This window comes from Leptospira fluminis, from assembly GCF_004771275.1.
Classification (GTDB): Bacteria; Spirochaetota; Leptospiria; order Leptospirales; family Leptospiraceae; genus Leptospira_B; species Leptospira_B fluminis.
The window spans coordinates 111409-135970 of record NZ_RQEV01000018.1; the positions used below are offsets into that span (position 1 = coordinate 111409).

Genomic DNA, 24562 nt, shown 5'->3' on the forward strand with positions numbered 1-24562 from the left:
CCGGACTTAGAAGAGCGTATTGATGTTGATGATAACGTTGATACGCTTGATCACGTCTTCCGGCGTAATCCATTCCATGCAAGCGAAGTCCTTTCGGAAGCAGGTGGTATTTCCGTATATGCTACACGGGCGGCAGGAAAGGTCCTCGATCTGAAGGACTCCCGTGTCTTCCTGTCCGAAGGGTGCAAATCCGGAATAGGGGTGGGTGGTGCCGAACAAGGCCACTACCGGACGTTTTAACAATGCGGCAATGTGGATATTGGAAGAATCCATTCCGATGATTACGTCCATACGCTCCATGATTCCCAATTCGCCGCGGATCCCTAGTTTTCCTCCGGAAACGATCGTCATGGATTGGTCGCCATTTCTCCATTCTTCCATCAAAGAAGCTTCCTGAGAGGATCCGAATAAAAATATCCTTATATTCGGAAATTCCTCCTTTAACAACTTCAGTAGAGCGATACTTTTCTCGTGCGGCCATTCTTTCAACTTGTGTCCGGCGAACGGAGCATACCCGACCCAAAGACCTTCTTTCTTGTCTATCTTTCTGGAGTTCAAGAAATCCTTTGCGAAGATTTTGGATTCCGGGTCCACATTGATCCAAGGACCCTTTCTTACCGAAGCGGGATATCCGGCCTTTTCAAAGACTTTTAAGTACCGATCCACGGTATGAGGGAGTTTCCGCAGTACTTTCCTGTTTTTTCTGATCTGCCTAAGCTTTTCCCTTCTTCCCTTAACGATCTGGAATACGGGAACTCCTCTGAATCGGAAAAAAAGACTGATGAACCGGGATCGAAGACTAGAGTGAAGGTCCACGATTTTCTCGTATGGGCCGAGTTTATTCAATTCTCGGAACAGTCGGTAAAGTCCCTTGATTCCCTTATATTTCTTGAGATTGATCCCTATCACATGAACGTTCGGGATATTGTAGAAAAAAGGAGCGTAATTCCCTCTCGTAACGACGGTTAATTGTATATTCGTATATTTTGATACGATGGCTATTAAAGCCGGAGCCATCAAGGCGACATCCCCCATAGCGGAGAATCGAAGGACGAGAAGATTCATGCTTTATGGGAATACAGAGAAGGGTTGAGATTCTGGTCGTTGTACATTTTCATCTGTCGATACACTTTGTAAAACTTTTCCCCTTTTTTCAGATCCTCTAAAATTTGGTCCAAGCAGAGGGAAAGATCCTTTCTTTGCTCCAGCAGGACGTCCAACTTGGTCTGACATTTTTGGACATGCTCCGAAGATACGTCGTTTCGACGGGTTTGCTCTTCCATATGATATATCTTGAGTTCCAGAATGCTCATGCGATCAATGAGCCATGCAGGGGTCTCCGAGTTCATACGAGCTCCCGGTTTGAGCGGAATACCTTGGAACAAGGCTGAAATCCGGTCGTCTATGGACTCCACCAGATCGGTTCTTTCCTGGTTCAGGGAGTCGATCTGTCTTTTGAATTGGACCAACTTGGAATCCGGGAGGTCAGGTCTCCGGATCTCGTCCTCCACATGCCATTGGACCGTGTCGATTTGGTTCTTTTTATAAAGTAAGTGCTCTAAATCGGAAGAAGGATAAGGATTTGCCGATAAAGACTCGTTTGTATGCCAATCCTGGACGGATTTTCGAAAAATCGAGACCACGGAAGCCGAATCTAACTTCATCTGAGCTAGAATTTCCCCTTAAATCCAGAAATCAAGAGATTTCCACGTAAAACGGCCTCGCTTTTCAATTCCGTTTCGAATCCGTTACGAGATAGACTTTACAAATCGGAAGGTGCCTATTAGGATTTGCCGGAAATGAACCGGTTCGTACCTCCCGAAGCCTTGCAATTTCTTGCCTCCATCTCGTTATTTAAAAATCTCCCCCGCAAACTGTTGGTGCAAATCTATAAGCATATCGAGGAACGGAACGTCTACAATCACGACGTAATCTATTATAAAGGAGAGATATCCAAGGAATTATACCTAATCCGACACGGGGAAGTGATGGTCACCTTGGGAGAAACCGGACAAACGGTTCGTTATTTGGGGGAAGGGGATATCTTCGCGGAAAACAGCGTTTTGACCCGATCCGTCCACTCGGGCTCGGCGCAGGCGGTTTTGGACACTCTTTTGTACGTTTTAGACGGGGAATACTTTCTTCGTTTAGCGGCAAAAGAGAAAATTCTGTCCCAAAATCTGATGAGACTGATGGGAATCAGAATGCGGGAAGTGATGGAAGGTCCCGTCAAACCGCTTTCGACTTCCAGGAGATTGGTCTGCCATATTCCGTTGGAGGAAATCGAGGATTTTAAACATCATTTGGATCTCATCGTCGACGCCGGGAGAAAATCGCACGGAGGCAACGTAGCCCTATTCAAGATGGATATTTTTAAGGAAAAATCCGTTTCGGAAATGATCCGTATGATATCCCAGCTTAGAAAGAAATCCCCGGTGCTTCATATCTATTTTAGAAATTACGGACTGGTTCCGGACTTGGACAAAGTCGTCCAGCAATGCGATCAGATCGTTTTTTGGGAGGACAACCCCGAGCGGAACGTAAAGAGTAAAAACGAAATCCTGGATTATTGGCGTCCGAGGATCCGAAACTACGAGGGTAGGACTTCGAAGCTGGTGGTCTCGGAAAAGATTTCTCATACTGAGGGCAAGGATCTCAATCAAAGAATCTTCCATAGAGGGGAAACGTTCGCCAGATATCTCGTCTCTAAAACCAGGGGATTGGCTTTGGGAGGGGGAGGAGCGCGAGCTCTCGCACACGTGGGCCTTCTTAAAGTATTGGAGAGGGAGAGGATCCAATTCGATTACGTTTCCGGCTCTTCCTTCGGCGCGGTGATCGGTGCGTTGTACGCCAGAGGAGAAAGCGCCGATTCGATATACAAGATGATCGGAAAATTCTTCGGAGGAATCGATAAGCCTTTCGATCCGACGATTCCCCTCATATCTTTCTTTAAGGGAAAGAAAATGGTGAGAATGCTGAAGGATGCGTTCGGTTCCCAGTTGATCGAGGATCTAAAGATTCCATTCGCTACCTCCGCAGTGGATTTGCATAGCGGGCAGGAATACGTTATGGACCAAGGACCCATCTGGGAAGCGTTAGCCTCCGCAATGAGTCTGCCCGGAATGTTTCCTCCAGTGTTTAAGGGGGATCATTTGTTGATAGACGGAGGAGTAATCAACAACGTGCCGGAGAATCTGATACGTAAAAAGGGTGCAGACGTCATTTTGTCCGCCAACGTTTCTCCGCTCCGAGACGATGCGATCGTGAGATTACTGGAAGACAGAAAGGTGACGGGAAAATCCTTCTTCAAGAATCTTTGGGAGGACGTATCTTATCCTCCTATTCTTAAAATCATGGCCCGAGCCATCACATTGGAAGGCCGGGAGATCACGAAACTCAGAAAGGAAAAGATGGATCTTTTCGTAAATATGCACCTGGAAGAGTTCGCTTTTACCGATTTCGGTCGCTATAAGGAGATCATCAAAAAAGGGGAGTTGGAGGCCGAAGCGGCGACCAAAGAGATTCGCTCGTTATTTTTTCCTTCGGAGCGTAAAAAGGAAAATCACTGAGGAAGAGAGGAAAGTAGACTTTCCTGCAAACGTTCGGAAAGTTTTCTCCAGGAATTCTTCCATTCTTCGCTTCCTTTCGGACCGACACGATTCGTTAAAGAGAATAGGGTCGCGAAAGGGATTTGGAAATCCTGTGCGACCTTTGCTAGTCCGAAAGCCTCCATATTTTCCAATCCGATCGATTCCGACTTCAGACGTTCCAGGACACGAGGACTCGGATCCTCGATCGTGACCGAACCGGTTCCGTTGGTTCCGGATTCGAAAAGTTCCAGATTCGGAAGAGGAAATGGAAACGGAATACATTCTAGTCTTAAAGAGAGAAATTCGGGGATACGGATTTTTTTGTCCAAGTAAGCGATTTCATAATTCGTAAACGTTCTGGAAAAGCCTATTTTTCCTTCCCATTCCTTCCTAGAAATCCAAGGATAGACTCCGGCAGACCCGATAAAAAGAATGGCCTTAGGAACCGATTCCGTATTTTGCAATAAATAGGACTGGAGTCGAAGAGCTGCGTTCAAATTTCCCACGCCTACTTCCAGGGTTTTCAGACCGGCGTGGACGGAGATCCTGTCTATTTCTCCCGAAAAAGCCCCGCAAAAAAGAATGTCTTTCAGATTCCATTCGGGATTCATAAAGTACAACTATTCATATAGACGGCGGATTAGATCGGAATACTTCTCCAGAACGACTTTTCGTTTGACCTTCATAGTCTCCGTGAGTTCCTCTCCTTTCGTAAACGGCTTGTCCAATACTGCCAAATTCGAAATCCGCTCGAAATTTTTAAAACCGTTCTTTTCCGAAATGGTTCTTTTGATTAGATCTTTGTAAAACTGAAGCACTTGCGGATCGGCTGCCAGTTCGGAGTCCGAGGAAGGCAATTTCTTTCCTTCCAGTAAAAATCTCTCCCGTAATTTTTCAAAATCCGGAACGATGAGTAGAGTAAGGAATTTTCTATCCTGGCCTGCCACCACTGCGAACTGGGAAAATCCGGTCTCTCCGATTTTCGATTCTATCGGTTCGGGTTCCACGTTTTCGCCCGAGGAGAGCACGATGGTATCCTTGGCTCTTCCTGCAAATCTCAGTTCCCCGGTTTTGGTCCAAACGAATAGATCTCCGGAATCGAACCATCCGTCCACGAGAGAGGCTCGATTTTTTTCTTCGTCCTTAAAATATCCGGGAGTGACATGAGGTCCCTTATGCCACACGATCCCCCTTGCCCCGGGTTCGGTTACGATTTTTCCCTGTTCGTCCACCAATTTGATATGGGCTCCGGGAAATACGGGACCGATGGCTCCCGTTTTGGGAATCGGAAACCGTCCCATAGCTCCCATTCCGGTGGTCTCGGTCATCCCGTAGGTCTCTATAATGGGAATTCCGATGGAGCGAAAAAAGAATTGGATCTTGGGCGGCATGGCACCCGCGCCGCAAAAAGCAAAACGCAATTTCCCGCCTAAAGAATTCCGGACCGGTTCTAGAATTTTCTGAGCGAGCAGATTGGCAAGATAGCTCGGTCCGAAAAATAGAAGGGAAACGAATTTGTCCTTCGCTTTTTCGTCGGAGGGTTCGTCTTCGCTGGCACAATAATTTCCTGTGAGAGTATCGTAGACGGAATTGTAAAATTCCGCGATACGAACCGCTAGACGGAAAACGGTGAATTTCCAAGCCGGGCCCTTTTTCGCAGTGTCCCAGATTCTCCTGTGTAGGGCTTCCCAAACTCTGGGAACGGAGACAAGCACGGTCGGACGCACGATCCCGAAATCCCGTTGTAAGGTGGAGACGGAGGAGCAAGCCATAGAGGCCCCCCAAGAAACGAGGGCGGTCTCTAAGATCCGTTCCGCGATATGCCATGGGGGTAAAAAAACCACCGTGCGATCCTGGTAAGTGACCGGAACGAATTGGTGGAGTTGGTGCACGCTCCAAGTAAAGGATCTATGCCTTAAAACAACCCCTTTCGGAACGCCCGTCGTTCCCGAGGTATAAATGATGGTCGCACTATCCTTATGAGTCAGGGCTTCTCCCGCTTGGCGTAGGATCTCGTCTCCTTTCTTGGTCAAAAATGCTTCGCCCAAGGAAAGCGCCTTGTCTAGCGTAAGAATCTCCAATTTCGGAAACTTCCCCCTGATTTCCGCTAAGCCGTCAAAGGTGGATTCCTCTTCGATAAGAACCAATACTTCCAGAGCGGAAAAAGATTCCGGTTTAGAGCGCAGTTTTTGTAGGACCGAATTCTTTTCCAAAAAGGCGATTTTGGCCTCGGTATGGCCAAGGATATAAGTAATGTCTTCCGGGCTGGCATCGGTTCCTCGCGGAACATCCACCCCGCCTGCACAAACGATCCCGAAGGAGCAGAGAGACCATTCCGTTCTATTATCGCAGACGAGTCCTACCTTATCTCCTCTTTTCAATCCTTTGGAGAAAAGGTAAGCGGAGAGTTTTCCCATACTCAAGAACCAGTCTCCGTATGTGATTCCTACGAAGGTACGCTGCTTTTCGTCCCAAATCCAATGGAAAGGACGATCTTGGTATTGGTGGCAAGAGTCCCTTACCAGATGATAAACGCTGAGTTTTTCCATTTACGTTACGGAAGCAGGCCTAGAGTTTCCTTTTCTCCCAGCATCAGATTGATATTCTGTAGGGCTTGCCCGGCGGCTCCCTTTACCAGGTTATCCAATGCCGATACAATGGTGATATTGGTTCCTCTTTTTCGTAAAGAAACATCCAGAAAATTCGTGTGTGCGATTTTTAGAAGGTCGATTTCCTCCGGAGTTTCCCGGATTCTAATAAACGGCTCTCCTTTTGCGTTCTTTTTCAAAACGGAAAGAAGGTCCGCCGTCGAAGAAGAATCCTCCATCTCCAAATAGACGGTGGATAAAATCCCGCGATACAAAGGCAACAAGTGGGGAACGAATAGGATTTCAGGATAGGGCAGTCCGGATCCGGAAAAAGCATATTCCTGAATTTCCGGTTCGTGTTGGTGGGACAGGATTTTGTAAGCGCGGAAATTTTCGTGCACTCCCGTAAAGGCAAAGCCGCCGTCCTCCACTCTTCCTCCTGCACCGCTGACTCCGGACTTGCAATCGGCTACGATTCTCGGACGTATCTTATGCCTGAGTTCCCCTAAGAGATACACCGCTAGAATTACGGAAGTGGAATAACAACCGGGATTGGAGACGAAATCGGCTCCTTTGATCTTCTCTCGGAAAATCTCCGGAATTCCGAAGACGACACGGTTCATCAATTCGAAGCTAGTATGGGAAAGTTTGTAGGTACTCTCGAAAGCCTGTTTGTCGTGTAGGCGGTATACTCCGGAAAGATCGATCAGCTTGTGTCCCGCGTTCAGAAATTTAGGAGCCAATTGGAGAGAAGCATCGTTCGGAACCGCGAGAACTACCAGGGATCCCTTCGGAACCGGATCTTCGTGCTTTTTAAACGGTAGGTCTTCGGGGAACGGTAGGTCGGGAAACACTTCCGATAATTTCTTTCCTGCTAGTTTATCGCTGGTGAGATGGACTACTTTGTATTTAGGGTGTCCGGATAAAAGGCCGAGTAATTCTTTTCCGGTAAATCCGCCGGCTCCGATAATGCTAATTTCTGACATGTGTTTCTGGAGGAATTTTTCCTAGTGAGACAAAAATGGAAGAAGTTCACGGTATTGGAATAAAAAAACGCCGGATGGAAACCCACCCGGCGTCAATGGTTTCTAAAAAGAAAGCCAGTATGATTTATCCTGCGGCTCTTTGTCCGTCCTGCGCCTCAGTTTGAGGTGGGAGCGGTTTTCCCTCCGCGGAAAGGGGTGGGAGGCCGTTTAAATCCCTCACCATATTTTCGACTTGATGGGCGATTTCCGGATTCGACTTGAGGTATTCCTTGGCCGCTTCCTTCCCTTGCCCGATCTTCTCGGTATTGTACGAATACCAAGCTCCCGATTTGCTAATGATGTCGTGTTTCACCCCTAAGTCAACGAGAGAACTTTCCCGGCTAATCCCTGTGTTGTAGATTATGTCGAATTCTGCCTGACGAAACGGAGGAGCCATTTTGTTTTTCACTACTTTGACTCTCACCCGGTTTCCGGTGGCTTCCTCTTTTTCCTTCAGTGTCTCGATTTTGCGGATGTCCAGTCGGATCGAACTGTAAAACTTCAGGGCGTTTCCTCCGGTCGTCGTTTCCGGGGAGCCGAACATCACTCCGATCTTCATCCGAATTTGGTTAATGAAAACGACAACCGTTCTGGATTTAGAGATCGTTCCGGTCAGTTTTCGGAGAGCCTGGGACATAAGACGCGCTTGCAATCCCATGTGTGCGTCTCCCATATCGCCTTCGATTTCCGCTTTGGGGACAAGGGCTGCGACGGAATCCACTACCACTATGTCTATGGCGTTGCTCCGGACCAGAGATTCGCAAATCTCCAGTGCTTCCTCTCCATTGTCGGGTTGGGAAACCAAAAGTTCTTCCAGATTCACTCCCAGTTTTTTCGCATAGGACGGATCCAGTGCATGCTCCGCATCTATAAAGGCGGCCACTCCGCCTCTTTTCTGCGCTTCGGCGATTGCAGAAAGAGTTAAAGTCGTTTTACCGGAAGATTCCGGTCCGTAAATTTCTACGATCCTTCCAAGCGGATAACCGCCTATTCCCAATGCGATGTCCAGGTCCAGCGAACCTGTGGGAATCACGGGAATGATATTCGTAGCGGACGCCGCACCGAGGCGCATGATGGACCCTTTGCCGAATTGTTTTTCGATTTGGGTCATGGCTTGGTCGATCGCAAGTTTCTTAGAATCGTCCAGGCCTTGCGCTTCTTCCTTTTGCTTCTTCATGGATTCTTTAGCTCCTTCTCTTGCCAAGAACGGTTCCTCTTTTCGTAAAATTCCTTGTACTTTTGAGGGCTTCCGTTGTTAAGAGTAGGATACTACTCCTGCCGGACAAATTCCAATCCGCTCCGGCAAAAAACTCGGTGTTTCCCTTGGGAAAAGGATCATTTTTTCTGAATCTTATGTCACCCAAAAAACAGGTGGCAATCGGAAAAAAATCTACTTATTTGTATAGCAAATATGCTTGCAGTAAATCGAGGGGTTTTTTAGGGGGCGATTTCCGGGTTGTCGGAACCGGAATCTTTTTGTCTATCCCTTAGAAATTGAGCTTGGGCCTTGTAGCTTCTCTTTCTTTGGTCCTTTAGGAATTCCCAAAACCGCTTGAAATATAGAAACGACAATAACGGAGCGAGAATGGCTAAAGCGATTTTTGAAAGGAAGAGTAGGTAGTATGGAAATAAGTTTTGTCCGGGAAAATAGAAAAGGTAAATTCCGTTTTCGTGAAATAGTTCCAAAGCGGACGACTTCTTTTTTTTCTCCTGAAAGTAGGCCCTAAGTTCTCGGATATCTCTGAATTTGAGCGGAGCGTTTTCCGTTTCCTTACATAAAATCAAGGCTCCCGCCTCGGTAAACGCATAAAAGGATCCGATCAGTTTGAGGCCTTCCCATTTTTCAAGATTCGGATCGATCCTATTTCGAAAGAAATAGTTTATTTTACCGTTTTTATAGGAAAAGCTTTGGAAGGATTCCGGAAAATCCGTCTCTTCCTTTAGTAGGGTATCCTTGCCGATGCCGGGAAGGTCGTACGAAATGCCGCCTAGATCCGGAATTTTTTTTAAGTCTTCGGAAAGTCTTTTGGAAGTTTCCGACTTTAAGGTTTTCGGAGAGGAAGCCTGCGCATCTACGCTTTCACGGATCGCGGCTTCCGTCTTCGTTTTCAAGTTCCGGTAAAAGTCGGACGCAAGGTTTCGGACGATTTTTTTTTCTCGGAATACAGGGTGACCTGCCCATTCCATGGCGGATTCCCAAACCTCTTGGTCCTTAGGTTCGGAAGAAAGGACTGCGGTCGTTAAGAATAGAGAGAAAAGAAGAATAAGAAGACGGAAAACCTTTGACATTGAGACGATTTTTCCCGTATTACTTCAGAGAAGAATCTAAAATTCATGTCTGGAAAGCGGAAAATCCATGAGTTTGAAAGAACTGCATAAAATAGAGACTACGAGATCCTCCTGGAAAGATTTCGTCGAATATAGCATCCAGACCCCGTTTTACAGAGAAGCCAAGGAAAGGACCGGCTCCCTAGTGGAATCGATTCAACTCACTTTATTTCATGATTATTTATCCACGTTTTCCCCGGAAGAGAGGAACCGATATTTGTCGGACGAACAGGATTTTGTCCGGTCCGCCCGGAATTTCGTGAATATTTTGGAAGGCACCAGGTATTCCCCGGAAGGATACAATTCCAGAGAGCGTTCCTTGTTTTTCGGGATGATCAAGGGGCTGCTGCGGGAACAAATGGACGAAGAGAATCAGATCCAAGATATGGAAAGATACCACTTTTACAGATGTATCATTCGTTTCTGTTCGAATCTTGATTATATCCACAGAGTGTACGAAAGATACAAGAATTATACCGCTCAGGGATCGGAGGTCTGATCCTGGCAATTCCTTCCGAAGCGCTCCGCTCCGACTGTCCGATTTGCATCGAGCATAGTTCTTCTTCTCCTTCCGGATTTTTATTTAGATCCGGCGATTTTCTGATCCGGCATTGCGAACCTTCGAAGAAAATTCCGGGATACTTGTACGTAGAGCCGATCGCGCATCGGGAAAGTTATTCAGAATGGTCGGAGAAGGAATTTTCCGAATTCGGAATCGCTTTGCAAAAAGCGTCCGAATGGATTCTCTCCCGCTTTTCTCCAGCTAAGATTTATACGGTTCTAGTCTCGGAAAAAGTGGCGCATATGCATTTTCATTTGATCCCCAGATACGGGGAAACAAAAGGACCGGAGTACATCCGCCAAGCGTTGGAAGGGATGGCTCAGGCTCCGGACGGAATTTCTTTCCCGAAAGGGAACTAAGGACCTGAGAAAAAGAGTGAGTGTCGTTCGTTAGAACGGGTCTAAGAAAGGAAACATGGAACCAAGAAAAGTAGAAACCCTGATCGAAGCCGGCAAAAACCGAAAGGCGGATTTCGTAGAAATTTACGAAGAAGAATCCAGAAATTCCTCGGTCGCCTTGCGAGACAAAAAAATCGAGCAATCTTTGGCGGCTACGGATTACGGGATCGGGATCCGTTTGATTTACGGAACGGACGTTTTGTACGCATATACCAGCAACGACGATACGGAACATCTGGTTTCCTTGATCCGTTTGCTTGCGGATTCCAGAGGAGAGGCGACCGTGAACGGTGGCAAATTCACTCTTCCTTCCGTCGGATCGCAACCGATGTTTGCCGCAGGCTTGAAAGACCCTCGTTCCGTTTCTCCGGCCAAAAAACTGGAACTGCTACAGGCTGCGGATTCCTCCGCGAGACAATTGTCTTCCAAAGTGGTTCAGGTGGGAGCTAGCGCTTCCGATATCGTCACCAACGTTCTTATCGCGAATTCCGAAGGTCTTTGGGTGGAGGATCTACGTGTTCGAAGCAGATTTTCCTTATCCGTCACCGCAGAAAAAGGGGGAGAAAGATTCGTAGCTACGGAATCTCCGGGAGCCCTGCAGGGTTTCGAGTTTTTCGAAGGATTGCGAATTGCCGAGCTCGCTAAAAACGCCGCGGAACGTGCGTTGTTCATGCTGGACGCAGGATACATTGAAGGGAAAAAAATGCCGGTTGTTATGGGAAATGGATTCGGAGGAGTGATCTTTCACGAAGCTTGCGGACATCCGTTGGAAACGGAAGCAATCCGAAAGAACTCTTCCCCCTTCGTAGGTAAATTGGGAGAAAGGATCGCGCAGCCTTGCCTTACCGCCTACGATGACGGCACTTTAGGGGATTTTTACGGTTCCATTAAAGTGGACGACGAGGGGATGCCTTCCCAAAAAACCCTTTTGATCGAAAACGGGATTCTCAAGGCCTACCTTTCCGATCGAGTGGGAGCCGCGGAGACCGGAGTTCCGCGGACAGGAAGCGGGAGAAGGGAATCTTACCAGTATGCACCGGTTTCCCGAATGAGGAACACGTTTATCGCGACGGGAGAGGATTCCTTGGACGGTATGTTCGGCTCGGTAGATTATGGATTGTATGCGAAGAGAATGGGAGGAGGTTCCGTAAATCCCGCGACGGGAGAATTCAATTTCGCCGTGGAGGAAGGATACGTGATCCGAAACGGAAAACTGGCGGAACCGGTGAGAGGCGCTACCTTGATCGGAAAGGGACATGAAATTCTTCCTAAGATTTCCATGATCGGAAAAGACCTGGAGTTGGCCGCGGGAACTTGCGGAGCTTCGTCGGGATCCATTCCCGTAACCGTAGGACAACCTTCCTTGAAGGTGGACGAGATCCTGGTCGGAGGTCGTTGATGAATCTAGAACAAGCGGCGGAATACGTCCTGCGGGAAGGAAAGAAACTCGGACTGGAAGAATTCGATCTGATCGCTACCGATTCCGAAGATACCGGAATCGAAGTGTTCCAAGGAAGGATTGCAAATACGGAAACTTCCCGTTCGAGAGGAGTGGGAATCCGAGTGCTGAAAAATTCGAAGCCGGGTTATTCCTACAGCGAGCGTTTTAGCGAAGAAGCCTTGTCTCGTATGATCTCCGATGCGACGGACCAGACGGAAATCACGGATCGTTTGGAACTGGATTTGCCGGAACCGAATCGGATTGCGGAGATCGACTTAAAGCATTTCGAAAGGAATCTAGAAAATCTGGATTTTACCTGGATGCGCAATTTCGGGCAGGCCTTGGACGAAGCCTCTTGGAAGGAGGATTCGAGAATCGAAAACGTTCCTCATGTGGGAGTGGGAAAAAGTCGTTCCGAAAGTCTCATCGCCAATTCGAAAGGAATCTTTCTTAAAAAAGAATCCAACCTAGTGTATGCGGGAACGGGCATCGTTGCTTCCGAAAAAGATAGCAAGAAAATGGGAAGCTTTTATCGTTCCGGACGGGACCTATCCAAATTCTCTCCGGAGGAGATCGCGAAAGAGGCGGCTTCCCGTGCGGTGGAATTATTAGGCGCCAGACCGATCGAAAGCGGGGTGATTTCCGTTGTGCTTTCCCATAGGATCAGTCCTCAGATTTTCGGGATGTTCTCTTCTCCTTTCTTTGCGGACGCAGTGCAGAAAGGACAATCTAGATTGGTCGGAAAAAAAGGAGAAAAGATCGCTTCTTCCTTGTTGAATGTGCGTTGTGAACCTCACATACCCGATTTTCCCGGCTCACGACTGTTAGACGCGGAGGGCGTTCCTACTTCTCCTCAAAGCGTCGTGGAAAACGGAATCTTAAACTTGTTTTTATATAATTTGGAGTCCGCTAAAAAGGACGGAGTTTCTCCTAGCGGGAACGGAGTTCGGTCCTATTCGGGAAGAGCGGGCACCTCCTTTTCTAACCTGATCGTACCTTTCGGTAAGAACACTCGGCAGGAACTTTTATCTTCCGTTCCTCGTTGTATTCTGGTGACGAAGTTGGAAGGAGGGGCGGGTTGTAGCGCCGTTTCGGGAGAAATTTCCATCGGAATCCAAGGGGTTTATTACGAGAACGGAAACCCGCAATTTCCTGTGGATAGGATGACGATGAATACCAATTTCTTCGATTTGATCCAGAGGATCGAAGGAATTTCCGATCAGTATGCCGACAGTTATTCCTCCATTAAGGTACCGGATATTCTGATAAGAGAAGTGAATATTGCCGGTTAAGGATAAAGTAGCGAAAGAGGCGAAACGTTCCTAGTCTTGAGAAATTCCGGAATTTAGAGCCTAGAAAACTGGTTGCCTGTAGTTCGGGCAAGAGAGATGAAAGTCCTCACCATTCGATGGGGGCCTCGCGTGCGAATTCCTGCTCGGTTCGTTTCTTTCTTCTATTTTTTCTGTTTCTTCTTTCTAGTTTCCGCTCCGGTGTTTTCCCAATCGGGTAAGATCGCATTTACGTTTTCCCCTCAAGGAGAGGTCAAAAAGGTCGGCCAAGTGCTCGCGGTCTTTCGAGAACCGATCGTAGCTTTGGGAGATCCTAAACGAAAAATCTTTCCGTTCAAAATAGAATGTCCGATTCCCGGAGAGGAACGTTGGGTGACCGAAACGGATTGGGTGTACGAATTCCCTGAGCCTCTTCCGGGGGGAGTGGTTTGCAAATTCACCACTCAATCCATCCAATCCCTGGCCGGCAACAAATTGGAACCCGGAAAGACGTTCACGTTCCATACCGGAGGTCCTGGGATCCGGTCTTCCCAGCCGTACCAAGGTGGAACGATAGCGGAAGACCAGGCCTTCATTCTAGAATTCGATACCGAACCGAAGCTCGGAGATCTCAGCACCAAAATCTATTTTTCCGTGGAAGGCTTGGAGAACCGAATCCCGATTCGAATCGTCCAGGGCAAGGAGAGGGAGGAACTCATCAAGGCCAGCGGATTTTACGGATCCGCAAAGAACGCGATCGTTCTGGCGGCGAGGCAGGTGTTTCCTTCCGGAAAGACGGTCCGTATCGTACTCGAAAAAGGATTTCGATCCGCGTCCGGCGTAGGGTCTTCCAGCGATTGGGTGATCGACTATCAGGTGCGCCCTTCCTTTACCGCGGGATTTACCTGCGAGAGAACGAATGCGAAATCCGGTTGCGTTCCTGTTTCCCCGATTTACGCGACTTTTTCCTCCGCGATTCGTTCCGCTTGGAGGAATCAGATTTTTCTGAAAACTTCCGACGGCAAAACCATCCCCGCAAAAAAATCCCAACCGGAAGAGGAACGGGAGATTTACAATGTGGAATTTGCTCCGCCTTTGCCGGCGAACGCGGAGCTCCAACTCGTTTTACCGAAAGGAATTACTGATGATTCCGGCCGTCCGCTTGGGAATTCGGCTTCTTTTCCTCTCTCTTTTAAAACCGACGATTATCCTCCTCTCGCCAAATTTGCGGGAGATTTCGGAATCATAGAAAGATTTCCGGAAGCTTTTCTTCCGGTCACTGTACGAAATATAGAAGCCCCTGTTCCGAGCAAACATCTCAATCCTCTGGAGCCCAGCGGTGCCGGGGAACTCATCCTAGAACAATGGGCTTCTCTCAAGGATTCCGGTAAGGAATTTCTGGGAAGTTCGACGGACGGAAAGAAATCCACGGACCAAGGTACCTCTTCGGGAAAGTCCATCCCGGCGAAATCTTTGGTCCTAGGGGCGAACCAAATCAAGGACTTATTGTATTGGCTTAGGAGAACTTCCAGCGCCGGCGCAGACGAATCCGTTTTCCGAACGGATAACGGATTTCTCCCGGCCAACAAATTTCGGATTCCGAGCGCTTCTGGCGAAAAACGATTCGAAGTAGTGGGAATCCCTTTGAAACGAAACGGTTTGCACATAGTGGAAATCGAGAGTGCGATTTTAGGAAAAGCGCTGCTTCCCGATCAAACCCCTATGTTCGTTCGGACCGCGGCTCTAGTCACCAATCTCTCTCTTCATTTTAAATGGGGAAAAGAAAACTCACTGCTTTGGTTGACCACTCTGGACAAGGGGCAGCCGGTAGAGGATGCGGAGATCTTCGTGTATGACTGCGGGGGAAATCAGGTCTGGACGGGAAAGACGGGAAGCCAAGGGTTGGTGACTACCGATCGAATTCCGACTAGTCCCGGATATTGCCAGAATGAGAGCAGGTTCAATAGCGGATATTTTCTGGTAGCAAAGAAGGGGGACGATTTTACTCTTCTCCACTCCTCTTGGCAGGACGGAATCGAGCCTTGGAGATTCAAACTTCTCCAAAACTATTACGACGGTTCTTTTCGGTACGCTACCATCATGGACCGTTCTTTGTTTCGGGAGGGGGAAACTGTCCGGATGAATCATATCCTCCGGGTCGCGAGCGGCTCCGGATTCCGGTATCCGGAGGCTTCGGAACTTCCCAAATCCGCGCTTGTGGTCCATAATTCCACGGACCAAAGCTATTCTATCAATCTGAATTGGTCCAAAACGTTCTCGGCAGAAAGCCAGTTCACCATTCCGAAGGAAGCGGTACTCGGAGAATATTCCGTTTATTTCCTACTCCCGAACGGATCCAAGGTATTTTCAGGTTCCTTTACTTCGGCACAATTTCGTCTTCCGCTTTTAAAAGCAGAGCTACAGGCGGACTCTTCCCAGTTCGTCCGACCCAAGGAACTTTCCGTTAGCGGGCAGGTCACATATCTCTCGGGCGGGACCGCCTCTAGACTTCCCGTTTCCCTTCGCTCTTCCATACGACACGCGGGTGGGATCCAATTTCCGTCTTATCCGAATTTGGAATTCGGCAACGGGAAATCGGAAACCTCTTTGGGCCGTTATGAATATTCCGAGGAAGCGGAAGACACCGGAACCCCCGCAAAAAAACAGGACGTTCGAACGGTACAATCCCAAACGGATGATCACGGATTTCTCTCCGAAAAAATTCCCGTAGAAAAAAACATAGATAGCGTGCATTCCCTCGATTTGGAGTTGGAATGGAAGGATCCGAACGGTGAGATCCAGACGGTCGCGCGAAATTTCAAACTTCTACCTTCCAAGTATTTAGTCGCGATCCGCGCGGAAAATTGGGTGGCAGTAAAGAATCAGGTAAAGTCCAAGGTGTACGTTACGGATTCCCAAGGGAATCCGGTCTCGGGGAAGAAGGTGGTTGTCAAAGGAATTTCCGCCAGATACGTCTCCCATAGAAAACGTCTCGTAGGGGGATTTTATTCCTATAAGCATCGTCTAGAAAGAAAAGAAATCGGAGAAGTCTGTTCCGGAAACACGAACGCCCAGGGCCTTTTGGACTGCCAAGGATCCGTTACGCGGATCGGCGAACTTTATTTGGAAGCGAAGGTAGACGAAGAGGAATCCTATGCCCACACTTCGGTTTGGGTCGTGGGGGAAAAGGATCTTTGGTTCGGATCCACAGACGGAGACAGAATGGATCTGATTCCGGAACGCAAGAAATACGAGCCGGGGGAAACCGCTAAGTTTCAGGTGAGGATGCCGTTCCAGACCGCGACCGCTCTCGTGACCGTGGAGAGAGAAGGAGTGCTTACTTCCTCCGTTCAGACTCTAAGCGGTAATAATCCTAGCGTTGAAATTCCCGTTTTACGCAATTACGGCCCGAATGTGTTCGTTTCCGTATTGGCGATCCGAGGTAGGGTAGCTTCTCCCAAACCCAGCGCTTTGGTCGATCTTGCAAAGCCGTCCTACCGGCTGGGAATGGCGGAAATCCAAGTGGGTTGGAAGCCATTCGAGCTGGAACTGAAAGTGCTTTCGGAAAGAGAGGAATATAGACCGAGAGAAAAAGCGAAGGTCAAGGTGGTTCTGTCCGAAAAGGACAAAGAAAAATGGAAGGATACCAAGATTACCTTGGCGGCAGTGGATGAAAGTCTTTTGGAACTGAAACCGAATCTTTCCTGGAATCTTTTATCTACCATGATGTCTTCTAGAGGTATAGATGTTCGTACTTCTACGGCTCAAACCTTCCTGGTAGGTAGGAGACATTTCGGCCTCAAAAGCCTTCCCGTAGGCGGCGGAGGCGGAAAGTCCTCCACTCGTGAGTTATTTGACACTCTTGTTTTCTGGAAAGCGGACGCGACGCCGAATTCCCAAGGAGAATTGGAGTTCGAAGTTCCGTTAAACGATTCTCTGACCGCTTTTAAAATCGTAGCCGTAGCTTCTTCCGGTGTGGATAAATTCGGAAGCGCCTCTACCTCGGTGCGCACTTCCCAGGAGATTCTATCTTATGCCGCCGTATCACCGTTCGTAAGGGAGGGGGACAAGACTCGACCCGGGCTCTCCCTTAAAAACAGCTCGTCCAAGACGGTCCAAGTACAGGTATCCATTAATACGATTCCGAAATCGGATCTTCCTGCTAAGACGGTTTCTCTCGGACCGAACGCTTCCGATACGGTATCTTGGGACATGGAAATTCCGAAAGGTTTCCGGGAAATTTCCTACGAATTTTCCACGGTGTCTTCCTCCTTTTCCGATTCCTTAAAGGTAAAACAAAAAGTGGAGCCTGCCGTTCCTTTGACGGTTTTGCAGGCGAATTTTTATCAATTGAACCCGTCCATTACCGTTCCTTTGGAAGAACCTAAGGAAGCGGAACCGAATCGGAGCAAAGTGGAACTCTCTTTCCAGTCTAGTATGGCGGCGGCTCCGATCTCCGGGATCGAAGCGTATATGGAGATATATCCTTATACCTGTTTGGAGCAAAAAGTTTCCAAAGCGGTCAGTCTGGGCGATTTCGATTCTTGGAAGGAAACCATGCGTATTTTGCCGAAATACATGGATTCGGACGGACTCCTGAAATTTTTTCCCGGGTCCTCCGGTTGGGGGAATGTGTCCCTGACTTCCTACGTTCTGATTCTTTCCTCGGAGTCCGGTTGGGAAATCCCCGAAACTTCCAGGCAAGCGATGCTGGGAGCACTCCATCGGTTCGTAGACGGTACTCTGAATCGTCCTTCCCAAATTTCTTCGAGCGATACTCTTTTGCGTAAGATTGCCGCGTTAGAGTCGATCTCTTTGTTTTCCGTTCCTGAGGCGTCCAGGATCCGGTCTTTGGAAACGGATCCGAATCGTCTTCCCACCGAGACGTTGGTGTCCCTGCGAAACCTGTACAGGAACGCGAACTGGGATATCGTTAAACGAAATAAGTTGGATCAGGTTTTAAGATCCCGGCTACGGGTCCAAGGAAGTTCCTACGAATTGGCTTTGGACGATCCTCAGCTATGGTGGCTTTTGTCCTCCCGGGACGGTGTTCAAATTCGATTGCTTTCCTCCGTTCTGAAAGAAGAAGGTTGGAAGGCGGACATGCCGAAACTATTGCGCGGAATATTAAATCAAATGAAATTAGGACATTTTGATATTACTCCCGCAAACGCGCTTGGAGTCCTTTTGTTGAAGAAATACCGGAATCTGTACGAATCCGGCTCCGTCGCCGGAAAAGTTAAAGCGACTCTCGGATCGGCGGAAAAGAGCATGGACTGGCGCGACAAGGAAGGAGCAATCTCCTTTTCCTTACCGGAAGGTAGGTCTCAATTGAAGATCGATCAGGAAGGCGGGGGAAGCCCTTACGCGTACGTGAAAACCTCTTCGGCCTTGCCTTTGACTTCGCCCATTCATAGCGGCTTACGGGTGGAAAAAGAGGTCTTGGACGAAAACGGAAAGCCGAAGAATTCGTTTCGTGAAGGGGATGTGGTGAGGGTCCGACTGAAATTAAAATCGGAATTCTCCATCTCCTGGTTGGCGATTCGCGATCCCATCCCTGCCGGATCTACGATCTTGGGTTCCGGTCTCGGAAGGGATTCCGCACTTCTCTCCCAGGAAGTGAAATCGAATCGATGGGACGGTCCTTCTTTTGTGGAAAGGAAGTTCGAAGGTTTGGTCGCCTATTACGAAATATTTTATCCGGGGGAAAGCGTTTATGAATATTCGTATCGAATCAATTCTCCGGGTGCGTTCCGATTGCCTCCCACTAGGGTCGAAGCGATGTACCAACCGGAAATTTTTTCCACTGTGCCGAATCCTAACGTTTCGGTTGCGCCCGCTCCCTAATATCGTCCAAAGCGTCATGAGGATATCCTGGATTCTTCTTCTTTTCTTTCCTTTCGCATTCGTCGGAGCGGAGGAATCCAGGAGTTTCTTTTCGGAGGAGATTCGGTCGGGAAGAATTCCAAGTTTTTCCGAAATCAGATCCGCTACGGTTTCTACGGAAGGAATCTTATTAGATAGAAACGGCATCCCTTTGCAGAAGATCCGACTCGATCATACGTTTCGTCGTCTTTCTTGGACGGACTCCTCGGAAATTCCCGAGGCATTGGTGCTCGCTTTAATCGCCCAAGAGGACAGGCGGTTTCCGTTTCACGGCGGGGTGGATCTTAAATCCGTTTTGGGAGCGATCAAAGACAGGATGCTTGGCGGGCCGAAACGGGGAGCTAGCACAATCACGATGCAGTTGGCCGGGCTTCTAATCGGTTCGAAACCGGGAAGAAGATCTTTGTCCGAAAAATGGGAACAGATGAAGGTGGCCTGGAAAATCGAATCCTCCTGGTCCAAACAGGAAATCCTAGAAGCGTATATCAATCTGATTCCGTTTCAGGGAGAATTCGTAGGAATCCGAGCCGCCTCCCGGGGACTTTTCGGCGCTGATCCTTCCGCTCTCGGTCCGGAAGAGGCGATCGCATTGGTAGCCTTGCTCCCCAACCCGGGGAGTTCCCAAAAGAATTGGATCCGACGCGGTTGCTGGCTTTCCTCCGCAATCGGAAGATCCGATCTCTGCCAACCGATTCGGGAGATCGTTCCGAATCTTTCGCGGAAAGGGATGCGGAAAGAACAGGAGCCTTCTTTGGCCTATCACGCGGCCCATAAGATTTGGTCGGCCGTGGAGGGAGAAAGCGGAACTTCGGAGAGTTTCCGATCCACTTTGGACGCGAACCTGCAAATCTCGGCGGGAGCAGCCATGGACCGCGTTCTTTCCCAAGTGAGCGGGAAAAATGTGAAAGAAGCGGGAATACTCGTTATCGAAAACAGAACCGGCGCGATTTTGGTCTATCTAGGAAATTCCAAATCGTCTCGGGAAAGTTTTTTCGTGGATGCGATCCGTGCGCGAAGGCAAGCGGGCTCCACCTTAAAACCGTTTTTGTACGCTCTGGCTTTCGAAAAGAATCTTTTGACTCCGGAATCCTTGCTGATGGATCGACCGAAGGAATGGGAATTGGTCGGAGGATCCTATAAACCGGGAAATTACGAGGAACGATACAACGGGTCCGTTCCGGCGAAGATCGCGTTGGCTTCTTCTTTGAACGTACCTGCCGTCCAGGTTCTGGATTGGACGGGCGTGCCGGAATTCGTATCTAGATTAAGCGAATTAGGTTTTCATAAACTCAAAAATCCAGATCATTACGGTTTATCCTTGGCTCTCGGGACGGCCGATGTGACTCTCTGGGAACTCGTGAATGCGTACAGAACTCTGGCGAACGACGGTTTGTTCGGTGTGCCTACCTTCGATCCGGAAGAGGCGGCTTTGAACGGCCAGTTCTGGAAAGAAGGAGAAACGGACCGTTTTCGTAGGATTTATCGACATGAGGCGGTAACGTCCGTAAAGAAGATCTTATCCTCGCGGGAAGACCGGGCTCCTACTTTCGGCTGGGAAAATCATCTTTCGACTCGATTCTTTACGTTCGTCAAAACAGGAACCTCCCAGGATATGAGAGACAACTGGTGCATCGGTTCCAGTGGGGATTATACTGTAGGAGTGTGGATGGGAAATATGAGCGGAGAACCTATGCACGATGTTAGCGGGGTGACCGGGGCCGCGCCGCTTTGGAAGGAGATCATCACCATTTTGGAAGAGGTGGGTCCTTCTTCTATTGTTACGCAAAATACTGTTCCTGACGCCAAGCCTTCTCTTCCCATCTCTTCGGTTCGCGGAGGCGGCAGAGTACGGATTCGGTATCCCGAATCAGGAAATCTGTTCGCTTTAGATCCTGAGATTCCCGAAGAAAACGAAAGGATCCGTTTTGAAGCCGGACCCGCAATTTCGTCTTTGGAATGGATTTTGAACGGAACCAGTTTGGGTGCGTTTGAAGGGAATTATTACGATTGGAAACCGAAACGCGGAAAATTCCTGCTCTCGGTCCGACTTCCCGGCGGCGTCATTTTGGATACGGTTGCCTTCCAGGTAAGATAAATCGCGTACGAAATTCTCTTTTAGAAAGCGGCCGGGCGTCCAATGTAGGTACAGGAACGTCTCCATGATTCAAGATAAAAATTCCTCCGAAACCTACCTTCTCTCCGAAACTTTGGAGGAGGCAGTGCGAGTTTCGGAAATCACTTCTCGTCCTCTCTTATTGAAAGGGGAACCCGGAACGGGAAAATCACTTTTGGCCGAATACCTTGCACAAAAGACGAATCGTCCCTTATTTACCTGGCACGTCAAATCCACTTCCCAAGCAAAGGAAGGCCTGTATTTTTACGACGCCGTCTCACGCTTGAACGATTCCCGATTTGCCGAGGACACGGACAAAGTAAGGAAGATCGAAAATTATATCCGGTTAGGCGCTCTCGGTCAGGCGTTCGATTCTCCGGTTTCTTCCGTGGTCCTGATCGACGAGATCGATAAGGCAGACATCGAATTTCCGAACGACCTGCTTCTGGAATTGGACAGGATGGAGTTTTCGATTCAGGAAACCGGCCGAGTCGTTAAAGCGAAGGTCCGTCCTTTGACCATCATCACCTCGAACAACGAAAAGGAACTCCCGGCGGCGTTTCTAAGAAGGTGTATTTTTCATTATATCGATTTTCCCGAGCCTTCCTTCATGAGCGATATCATTAAATCGCATTTTCCTAAAATAGATACGGAACTTTTGAAGCGGGCCTTGGAGGCTTTTTACGTCATCCGAAGGATGGACGATATGAAGAAAAAACCGGGAACCAGCGAACTACTGGATTGGATTCAGATTTTAGTTCATATGGGGGCCGACCTTTCGTCCGAGGAAAAGATTCCGTATTTGGGCGCCTTGGTAAAGAACGAAGAGGACTTACGTCTTTTCCGTTAGAGGAGCTCCGCTTGTTTTTTCCGTTCTTTTATAAACTGAAAGCCGCCGGACTTCCGGTCTCCACGATAGAGCTTTTGGATTTCCTAAAGGCCGTCGACGGACTGACCGGTTACAAGCCTTACTTGAGTTTGGAGGAATTTTATAGGGTTTCGCGCCTCTGTCTGGTCAAAGATCTTCGGCACTACGATACTTTCGATCAGGTGTTTTCGGAATTATTCGGGGATAGGGGAGTGATGCGGGATTCCTTGAGACAGGAAATTCTGGAATGGCTTTCCAAAATATTCGAGAACCCGAATAAACTTCCTCCGAGTCTCATTCCTCCCGAAAAACTGTGGGAGGAATTTCTGGACAGATTGAAGAACCAAAAGGGAGAGCATCACGGCGGGAACAGATGGATCGGTACCGGAGGTTCCTCCCCCTTCGGTCATGGAGGCTTACATCTGCAGGGTGTGAGAATCGGCGGTCAAGGCGGAGGACGCTCCGCGGTATTCCAAGCGATGGAACGCAGATACAAGGATTATCGGACGGACGAGCGACTGGATGTGCGACAGCTCAAGGTGGCGTTGAAAAGACTTCGCAATCTACGAAAGGACGGAGTTCCGCAATTTCATCTGCCTAAGACCGTGGACGCCACCTGCAGGAATGCGGGGGATATGGAATTGGTTTTCGATCGGATGAGGAAGAACGGGATCAAGGTTTTGCTTCTCATGGATACCGGAGGAAGTATGACTCCTTACGCGGACCGTGTGAGCAAACTATTCTCGGCCGGTCATCAAATGAATCATTTCAAAGAGTTCGGCTATTATTATTTCCATAATTCGATTTACGATTGCGTTTATCCGAAAGGAGATCTGAGATTTCCGATTCCCTTGAAATCCGTCTTCAAGAAACACAAGGAGGACACTAAGGTGATTCTTGTGGGTGACGCCAGTATGGCGCCGTACGAATTATTGGATCCGGCTTACGGCTTTTATCACTCCAGGTTTCGGAACGACCACAGACTCCCCGAGGACCCAAAATCCGGTATAGACAGTTTTCAAAAGATCAAAAATCATTTTCGGGACAGCATTTGGGTAAATCCCGAGCCGAAGAGATATTGGGATGCGCCTACCGTCTATGAAATCAGGAAAGTATTTCCCATGTTCTTTCTAAGCATAGACGGTATAGAAGCGGGAATCCGCAAATTACTGAACCAGCAATAGGCTTAGGGTTTCAATAAAAAAGAGAATTCGATCTCCACTTCTTCCTTCGCCGTTACGAATAGGAGACTCGGAGGATCCACGTTGAATTCCTTCATCTTGATTTGGAATTTTCCGGAGACTTCTATCTTGCCGTCCCCTTTATTCAGTACGGAAACTTTCGTCTTGATCTGTTTTGTAACTCCGTTTATCGTCAAGTTCCCCGTAACGTTCCAACCTCCTTCGGCAGGATCGATGGAAGCCGAGGTAAAGCTGACGTTCTCTTGCTCCGGGTAACCAAGACTTTCCAGAATATGCGAATCTCGGTTCGGGTCTCCGGATTGAAAATCCTTTAAAGGGGCTTCGATCCTTACGGACTTAGGAATCTGCACACCGACTCCTCCGGTGGAGTAGGTCGTCGGAGTCACGTTTACGCTTTTGCATATCCCGTTTACGGTTTTGAAGGGATGGACCACCGTGAATTTCAGGTTCTTTTCCGAGATCTTCAGATCTTCCGCTCTTAAAGCTCCGGAGAATAAAAATACAAGACAGGCGATAAGAATCGAAAAGGGTAGGGTTCGTTTCATGAGTTTTCCTTAAAAGTAAAAAGTAGCAATCGAGATCGTTAATGCGGCAAATCCTGTCCAGCCTACCGCTTCCATCCTATGGGCTGCGCCGGGGCCTTGTTTCGGAATTTCCTGTCCTAGAAATGGCAGGGCCAACATAGCGGGTAAATGGATCCAAATCATGGCCTTATGGGTAAAGATCGTGGTCAGACCCGGTTCGCGCACTAAAGTGTTACTCGGTGCCAGAAATGCGAAACCTGCCGTAAGGGCGTATAACGTGAACGTAGTTCCTGCCAGGGCTTTGTGGGTACTTCCTCCGGGATCTCCGTCCCAAGGAGAGGCGTGCAGTATGAGATTGTACGCCAAAAGATTTTGCTGGGGATTGGAAAGTAGGACGAAATCCGCTAGGGGTTGGTATTCGCGATGCAAATGAGAGAGAGATCGTTCTCCCGCCAAATTCGTCGCGAGCCAAGAACCCCAGGTTAGAAATCCCAAAGTCTGGTGCCAATTCAATAGACTTCGGCGGAACTCAAGACGTTCGCGGTCTTTTTTTTTGGAAGAGGAATCGGAAGGAGTCTCCAGCCGAATCGAAGATTCTTCGCTACGGAAAGAAGGGGAATAATTTCGGTAATCCGGAACCAACGGATTACCTCCTGTAAACGCGGATGGATCGAAGTATGGGGAATTGGAGGAATACGATTGGCTGAAAATAGGAAAAGCTATCAGTAAGAGAGCGGGGAGTAAAAGAAGCCGTTTCATTTTTATCACT

General features: G+C 48.5%; 18 protein-coding genes. 9 read left to right on the plus strand and 9 right to left on the minus strand.

Annotation, left to right across the window (positions count from 1 at the left end):
* Nucleotides 1-6 precede the first annotated feature (6 nt).
* Both EHO61_RS16945 and EHO61_RS16950 read right to left on the minus strand, forming a co-directional pair.
* Nucleotides 7-1065 carry a glycosyltransferase family 9 protein gene (locus EHO61_RS16945; RefSeq protein ID WP_135814742.1) on the minus strand — a complete coding sequence of 353 codons (1059 nt, stop codon included), beginning with the start codon at nt 1063-1065 and terminating at the stop codon, nt 7-9.
* Nucleotides 1062-1664, minus strand: a complete 603-nt coding sequence (locus tag EHO61_RS16950) for a DUF4254 domain-containing protein (RefSeq protein WP_135814743.1) — start codon at nt 1662-1664, stop codon at nt 1062-1064. The genes EHO61_RS16945 and EHO61_RS16950 overlap by 4 nt, the downstream gene beginning before the upstream one ends.
* A 135-nt stretch (nt 1665-1799) precedes the next feature.
* Between EHO61_RS16950 and EHO61_RS16955 the strand changes: the two genes are divergently transcribed.
* Entirely contained in the window at nt 1800-3569 is a 1770-nt protein-coding gene (locus EHO61_RS16955) for a patatin-like phospholipase family protein (protein WP_135814744.1), read from the plus strand.
* Here EHO61_RS16955 and EHO61_RS16960 read toward each other — a convergent pair.
* From EHO61_RS16960 to EHO61_RS16980, 5 genes are all read right to left on the minus strand, one after another.
* Nucleotides 3563-4201, minus strand: a complete 639-nt coding sequence (locus tag EHO61_RS16960; RefSeq protein ID WP_135814745.1) for a nucleoside phosphorylase-I family protein — start codon at nt 4199-4201, stop codon at nt 3563-3565. The two genes, EHO61_RS16955 and EHO61_RS16960, sit on opposite strands and share 7 nt — an antisense overlap.
* A gap of 9 nt (nt 4202-4210) precedes the next feature.
* Nucleotides 4211-6139 carry an AMP-dependent synthetase/ligase gene (locus EHO61_RS16965; protein WP_135814746.1) on the minus strand — a complete coding sequence of 643 codons (1929 nt, stop codon included), beginning with the start codon at nt 6137-6139 and terminating at the stop codon, nt 4211-4213.
* A 5-nt stretch (nt 6140-6144) separates the two neighbouring features.
* The gene (gene argC / locus EHO61_RS16970; protein ID WP_135814747.1) at nt 6145-7164 is read right to left on the minus strand and encodes an N-acetyl-gamma-glutamyl-phosphate reductase; all 1020 of its coding nucleotides are present in this window, start codon (nt 7162-7164) and stop codon (nt 6145-6147) included.
* 124 nt (nt 7165-7288) lie between these two features.
* Entirely contained in the window at nt 7289-8380 is a 1092-nt protein-coding gene (gene recA, locus EHO61_RS16975; protein ID WP_135814748.1) for a recombinase RecA, read from the minus strand.
* 260 nt (nt 8381-8640) lie between these two features.
* Entirely contained in the window at nt 8641-9492 is an 852-nt protein-coding gene (locus EHO61_RS16980; protein ID WP_246032198.1) for a hypothetical protein, read from the minus strand.
* A 67-nt stretch (nt 9493-9559) separates the two neighbouring features.
* On the opposite strand from EHO61_RS16980, the gene EHO61_RS16985 reads away from it, so the two are divergent.
* The 8 genes from EHO61_RS16985 to EHO61_RS17020 all read left to right on the plus strand — a co-directional run bounded on the left by EHO61_RS16985 (nt 9560) and on the right by EHO61_RS17020 (nt 23251).
* On the plus strand, nt 9560-10030 hold the full coding sequence (locus EHO61_RS16985; RefSeq protein WP_135814749.1) for a hypothetical protein: 471 nt from the start codon (nt 9560-9562) through the stop codon (nt 10028-10030).
* 8 nt (nt 10031-10038) lie between these two features.
* A complete protein-coding gene (locus EHO61_RS16990) occupies nt 10039-10452 on the plus strand; it encodes an HIT family protein (protein ID WP_425460363.1) in 414 nt (137 codons plus the stop codon).
* A 55-nt stretch (nt 10453-10507) separates the two neighbouring features.
* Nucleotides 10508-11890 (plus strand): TldD/PmbA family protein, encoded by a 1383-nt coding sequence (locus tag EHO61_RS16995; RefSeq protein ID WP_135814751.1) that lies wholly within the window; start codon nt 10508-10510, stop codon nt 11888-11890.
* Complete coding sequence (locus EHO61_RS17000) at nt 11890-13224, plus strand: TldD/PmbA family protein (protein WP_135814752.1); 1335 nt, start codon at nt 11890-11892, stop codon at nt 13222-13224. Before EHO61_RS16995 ends, EHO61_RS17000 begins: the two co-directional genes overlap by 1 nt.
* Nucleotides 13225-13320: 96 nt before the next feature.
* Complete coding sequence (locus EHO61_RS17005) at nt 13321-19047, plus strand: alpha-2-macroglobulin family protein (RefSeq protein ID WP_135814753.1); 5727 nt, start codon at nt 13321-13323, stop codon at nt 19045-19047.
* A gap of 16 nt (nt 19048-19063) precedes the next feature.
* The gene (gene pbpC, locus EHO61_RS17010; RefSeq protein ID WP_135814754.1) at nt 19064-21181 is read left to right on the plus strand and encodes a penicillin-binding protein 1C; all 2118 of its coding nucleotides are present in this window, start codon (nt 19064-19066) and stop codon (nt 21179-21181) included.
* Nucleotides 21182-21245: 64 nt separating this feature from the next.
* Nucleotides 21246-22049 carry an AAA family ATPase gene (locus EHO61_RS17015; RefSeq protein ID WP_135814755.1) on the plus strand — a complete coding sequence of 268 codons (804 nt, stop codon included), beginning with the start codon at nt 21246-21248 and terminating at the stop codon, nt 22047-22049.
* 11 nt (nt 22050-22060) lie between these two features.
* Entirely contained in the window at nt 22061-23251 is a 1191-nt protein-coding gene (locus tag EHO61_RS17020) for a VWA containing CoxE family protein (protein WP_135814756.1), read from the plus strand.
* A 2-nt stretch (nt 23252-23253) separates the two neighbouring features.
* Here EHO61_RS17020 and EHO61_RS17025 read toward each other — a convergent pair whose 3' ends face one another.
* Nucleotides 23254-23814: a YceI family protein gene (locus EHO61_RS17025; protein WP_135814757.1), complete on the minus strand. Its 561-nt coding sequence runs from the start codon at nt 23812-23814 to the stop codon at nt 23254-23256.
* Nucleotides 23815-23823: 9 nt separating this feature from the next.
* Complete coding sequence (locus EHO61_RS17030) at nt 23824-24552, minus strand: hypothetical protein (RefSeq protein ID WP_246032199.1); 729 nt, start codon at nt 24550-24552, stop codon at nt 23824-23826.
* Nucleotides 24553-24562 lie beyond the last annotated feature (10 nt).

Bases quoted from the DNA above. Each gene is read 5' to 3' on its own strand.
- EHO61_RS16945 (WP_135814742.1), bottom strand. From the start codon at position 1,065: ATGAATCTTCTCGTCCTTCGATTCTCCGCTATGGGGGATGTCGCCTTG.
- EHO61_RS16950 (WP_135814743.1), bottom strand. From the start codon at position 1,664: ATGAAGTTAGATTCGGCTTCCGTGGTCTCGATTTTTCGAAAATCCGTC.
- EHO61_RS16955 (WP_135814744.1), top strand. From the start codon at position 1,800: ATGAACCGGTTCGTACCTCCCGAAGCCTTGCAATTTCTTGCCTCCATC.
- EHO61_RS16960 (WP_135814745.1), bottom strand. From the start codon at position 4,201: ATGAATCCCGAATGGAATCTGAAAGACATTCTTTTTTGCGGGGCTTTT.
- EHO61_RS16965 (WP_135814746.1), bottom strand. From the start codon at position 6,139: ATGGAAAAACTCAGCGTTTATCATCTGGTAAGGGACTCTTGCCACCAA.
- argC (WP_135814747.1), bottom strand. From the start codon at position 7,164: ATGTCAGAAATTAGCATTATCGGAGCCGGCGGATTTACCGGAAAAGAA.
- recA (WP_135814748.1), bottom strand. From the start codon at position 8,380: ATGAAGAAGCAAAAGGAAGAAGCGCAAGGCCTGGACGATTCTAAGAAA.
- EHO61_RS16980 (WP_246032198.1), bottom strand. From the start codon at position 9,492: ATGTCAAAGGTTTTCCGTCTTCTTATTCTTCTTTTCTCTCTATTCTTA.
- EHO61_RS16985 (WP_135814749.1), top strand. From the start codon at position 9,560: ATGAGTTTGAAAGAACTGCATAAAATAGAGACTACGAGATCCTCCTGG.
- EHO61_RS16995 (WP_135814751.1), top strand. From the start codon at position 10,508: ATGGAACCAAGAAAAGTAGAAACCCTGATCGAAGCCGGCAAAAACCGA.
- EHO61_RS17000 (WP_135814752.1), top strand. From the start codon at position 11,890: ATGAATCTAGAACAAGCGGCGGAATACGTCCTGCGGGAAGGAAAGAAA.
- EHO61_RS17005 (WP_135814753.1), top strand. From the start codon at position 13,321: ATGAAAGTCCTCACCATTCGATGGGGGCCTCGCGTGCGAATTCCTGCT.
- pbpC (WP_135814754.1), top strand. From the start codon at position 19,064: ATGAGGATATCCTGGATTCTTCTTCTTTTCTTTCCTTTCGCATTCGTC.
- EHO61_RS17015 (WP_135814755.1), top strand. From the start codon at position 21,246: ATGATTCAAGATAAAAATTCCTCCGAAACCTACCTTCTCTCCGAAACT.
- EHO61_RS17025 (WP_135814757.1), bottom strand. From the start codon at position 23,814: ATGAAACGAACCCTACCCTTTTCGATTCTTATCGCCTGTCTTGTATTT.
- EHO61_RS17030 (WP_246032199.1), bottom strand. From the start codon at position 24,552: ATGAAACGGCTTCTTTTACTCCCCGCTCTCTTACTGATAGCTTTTCCT.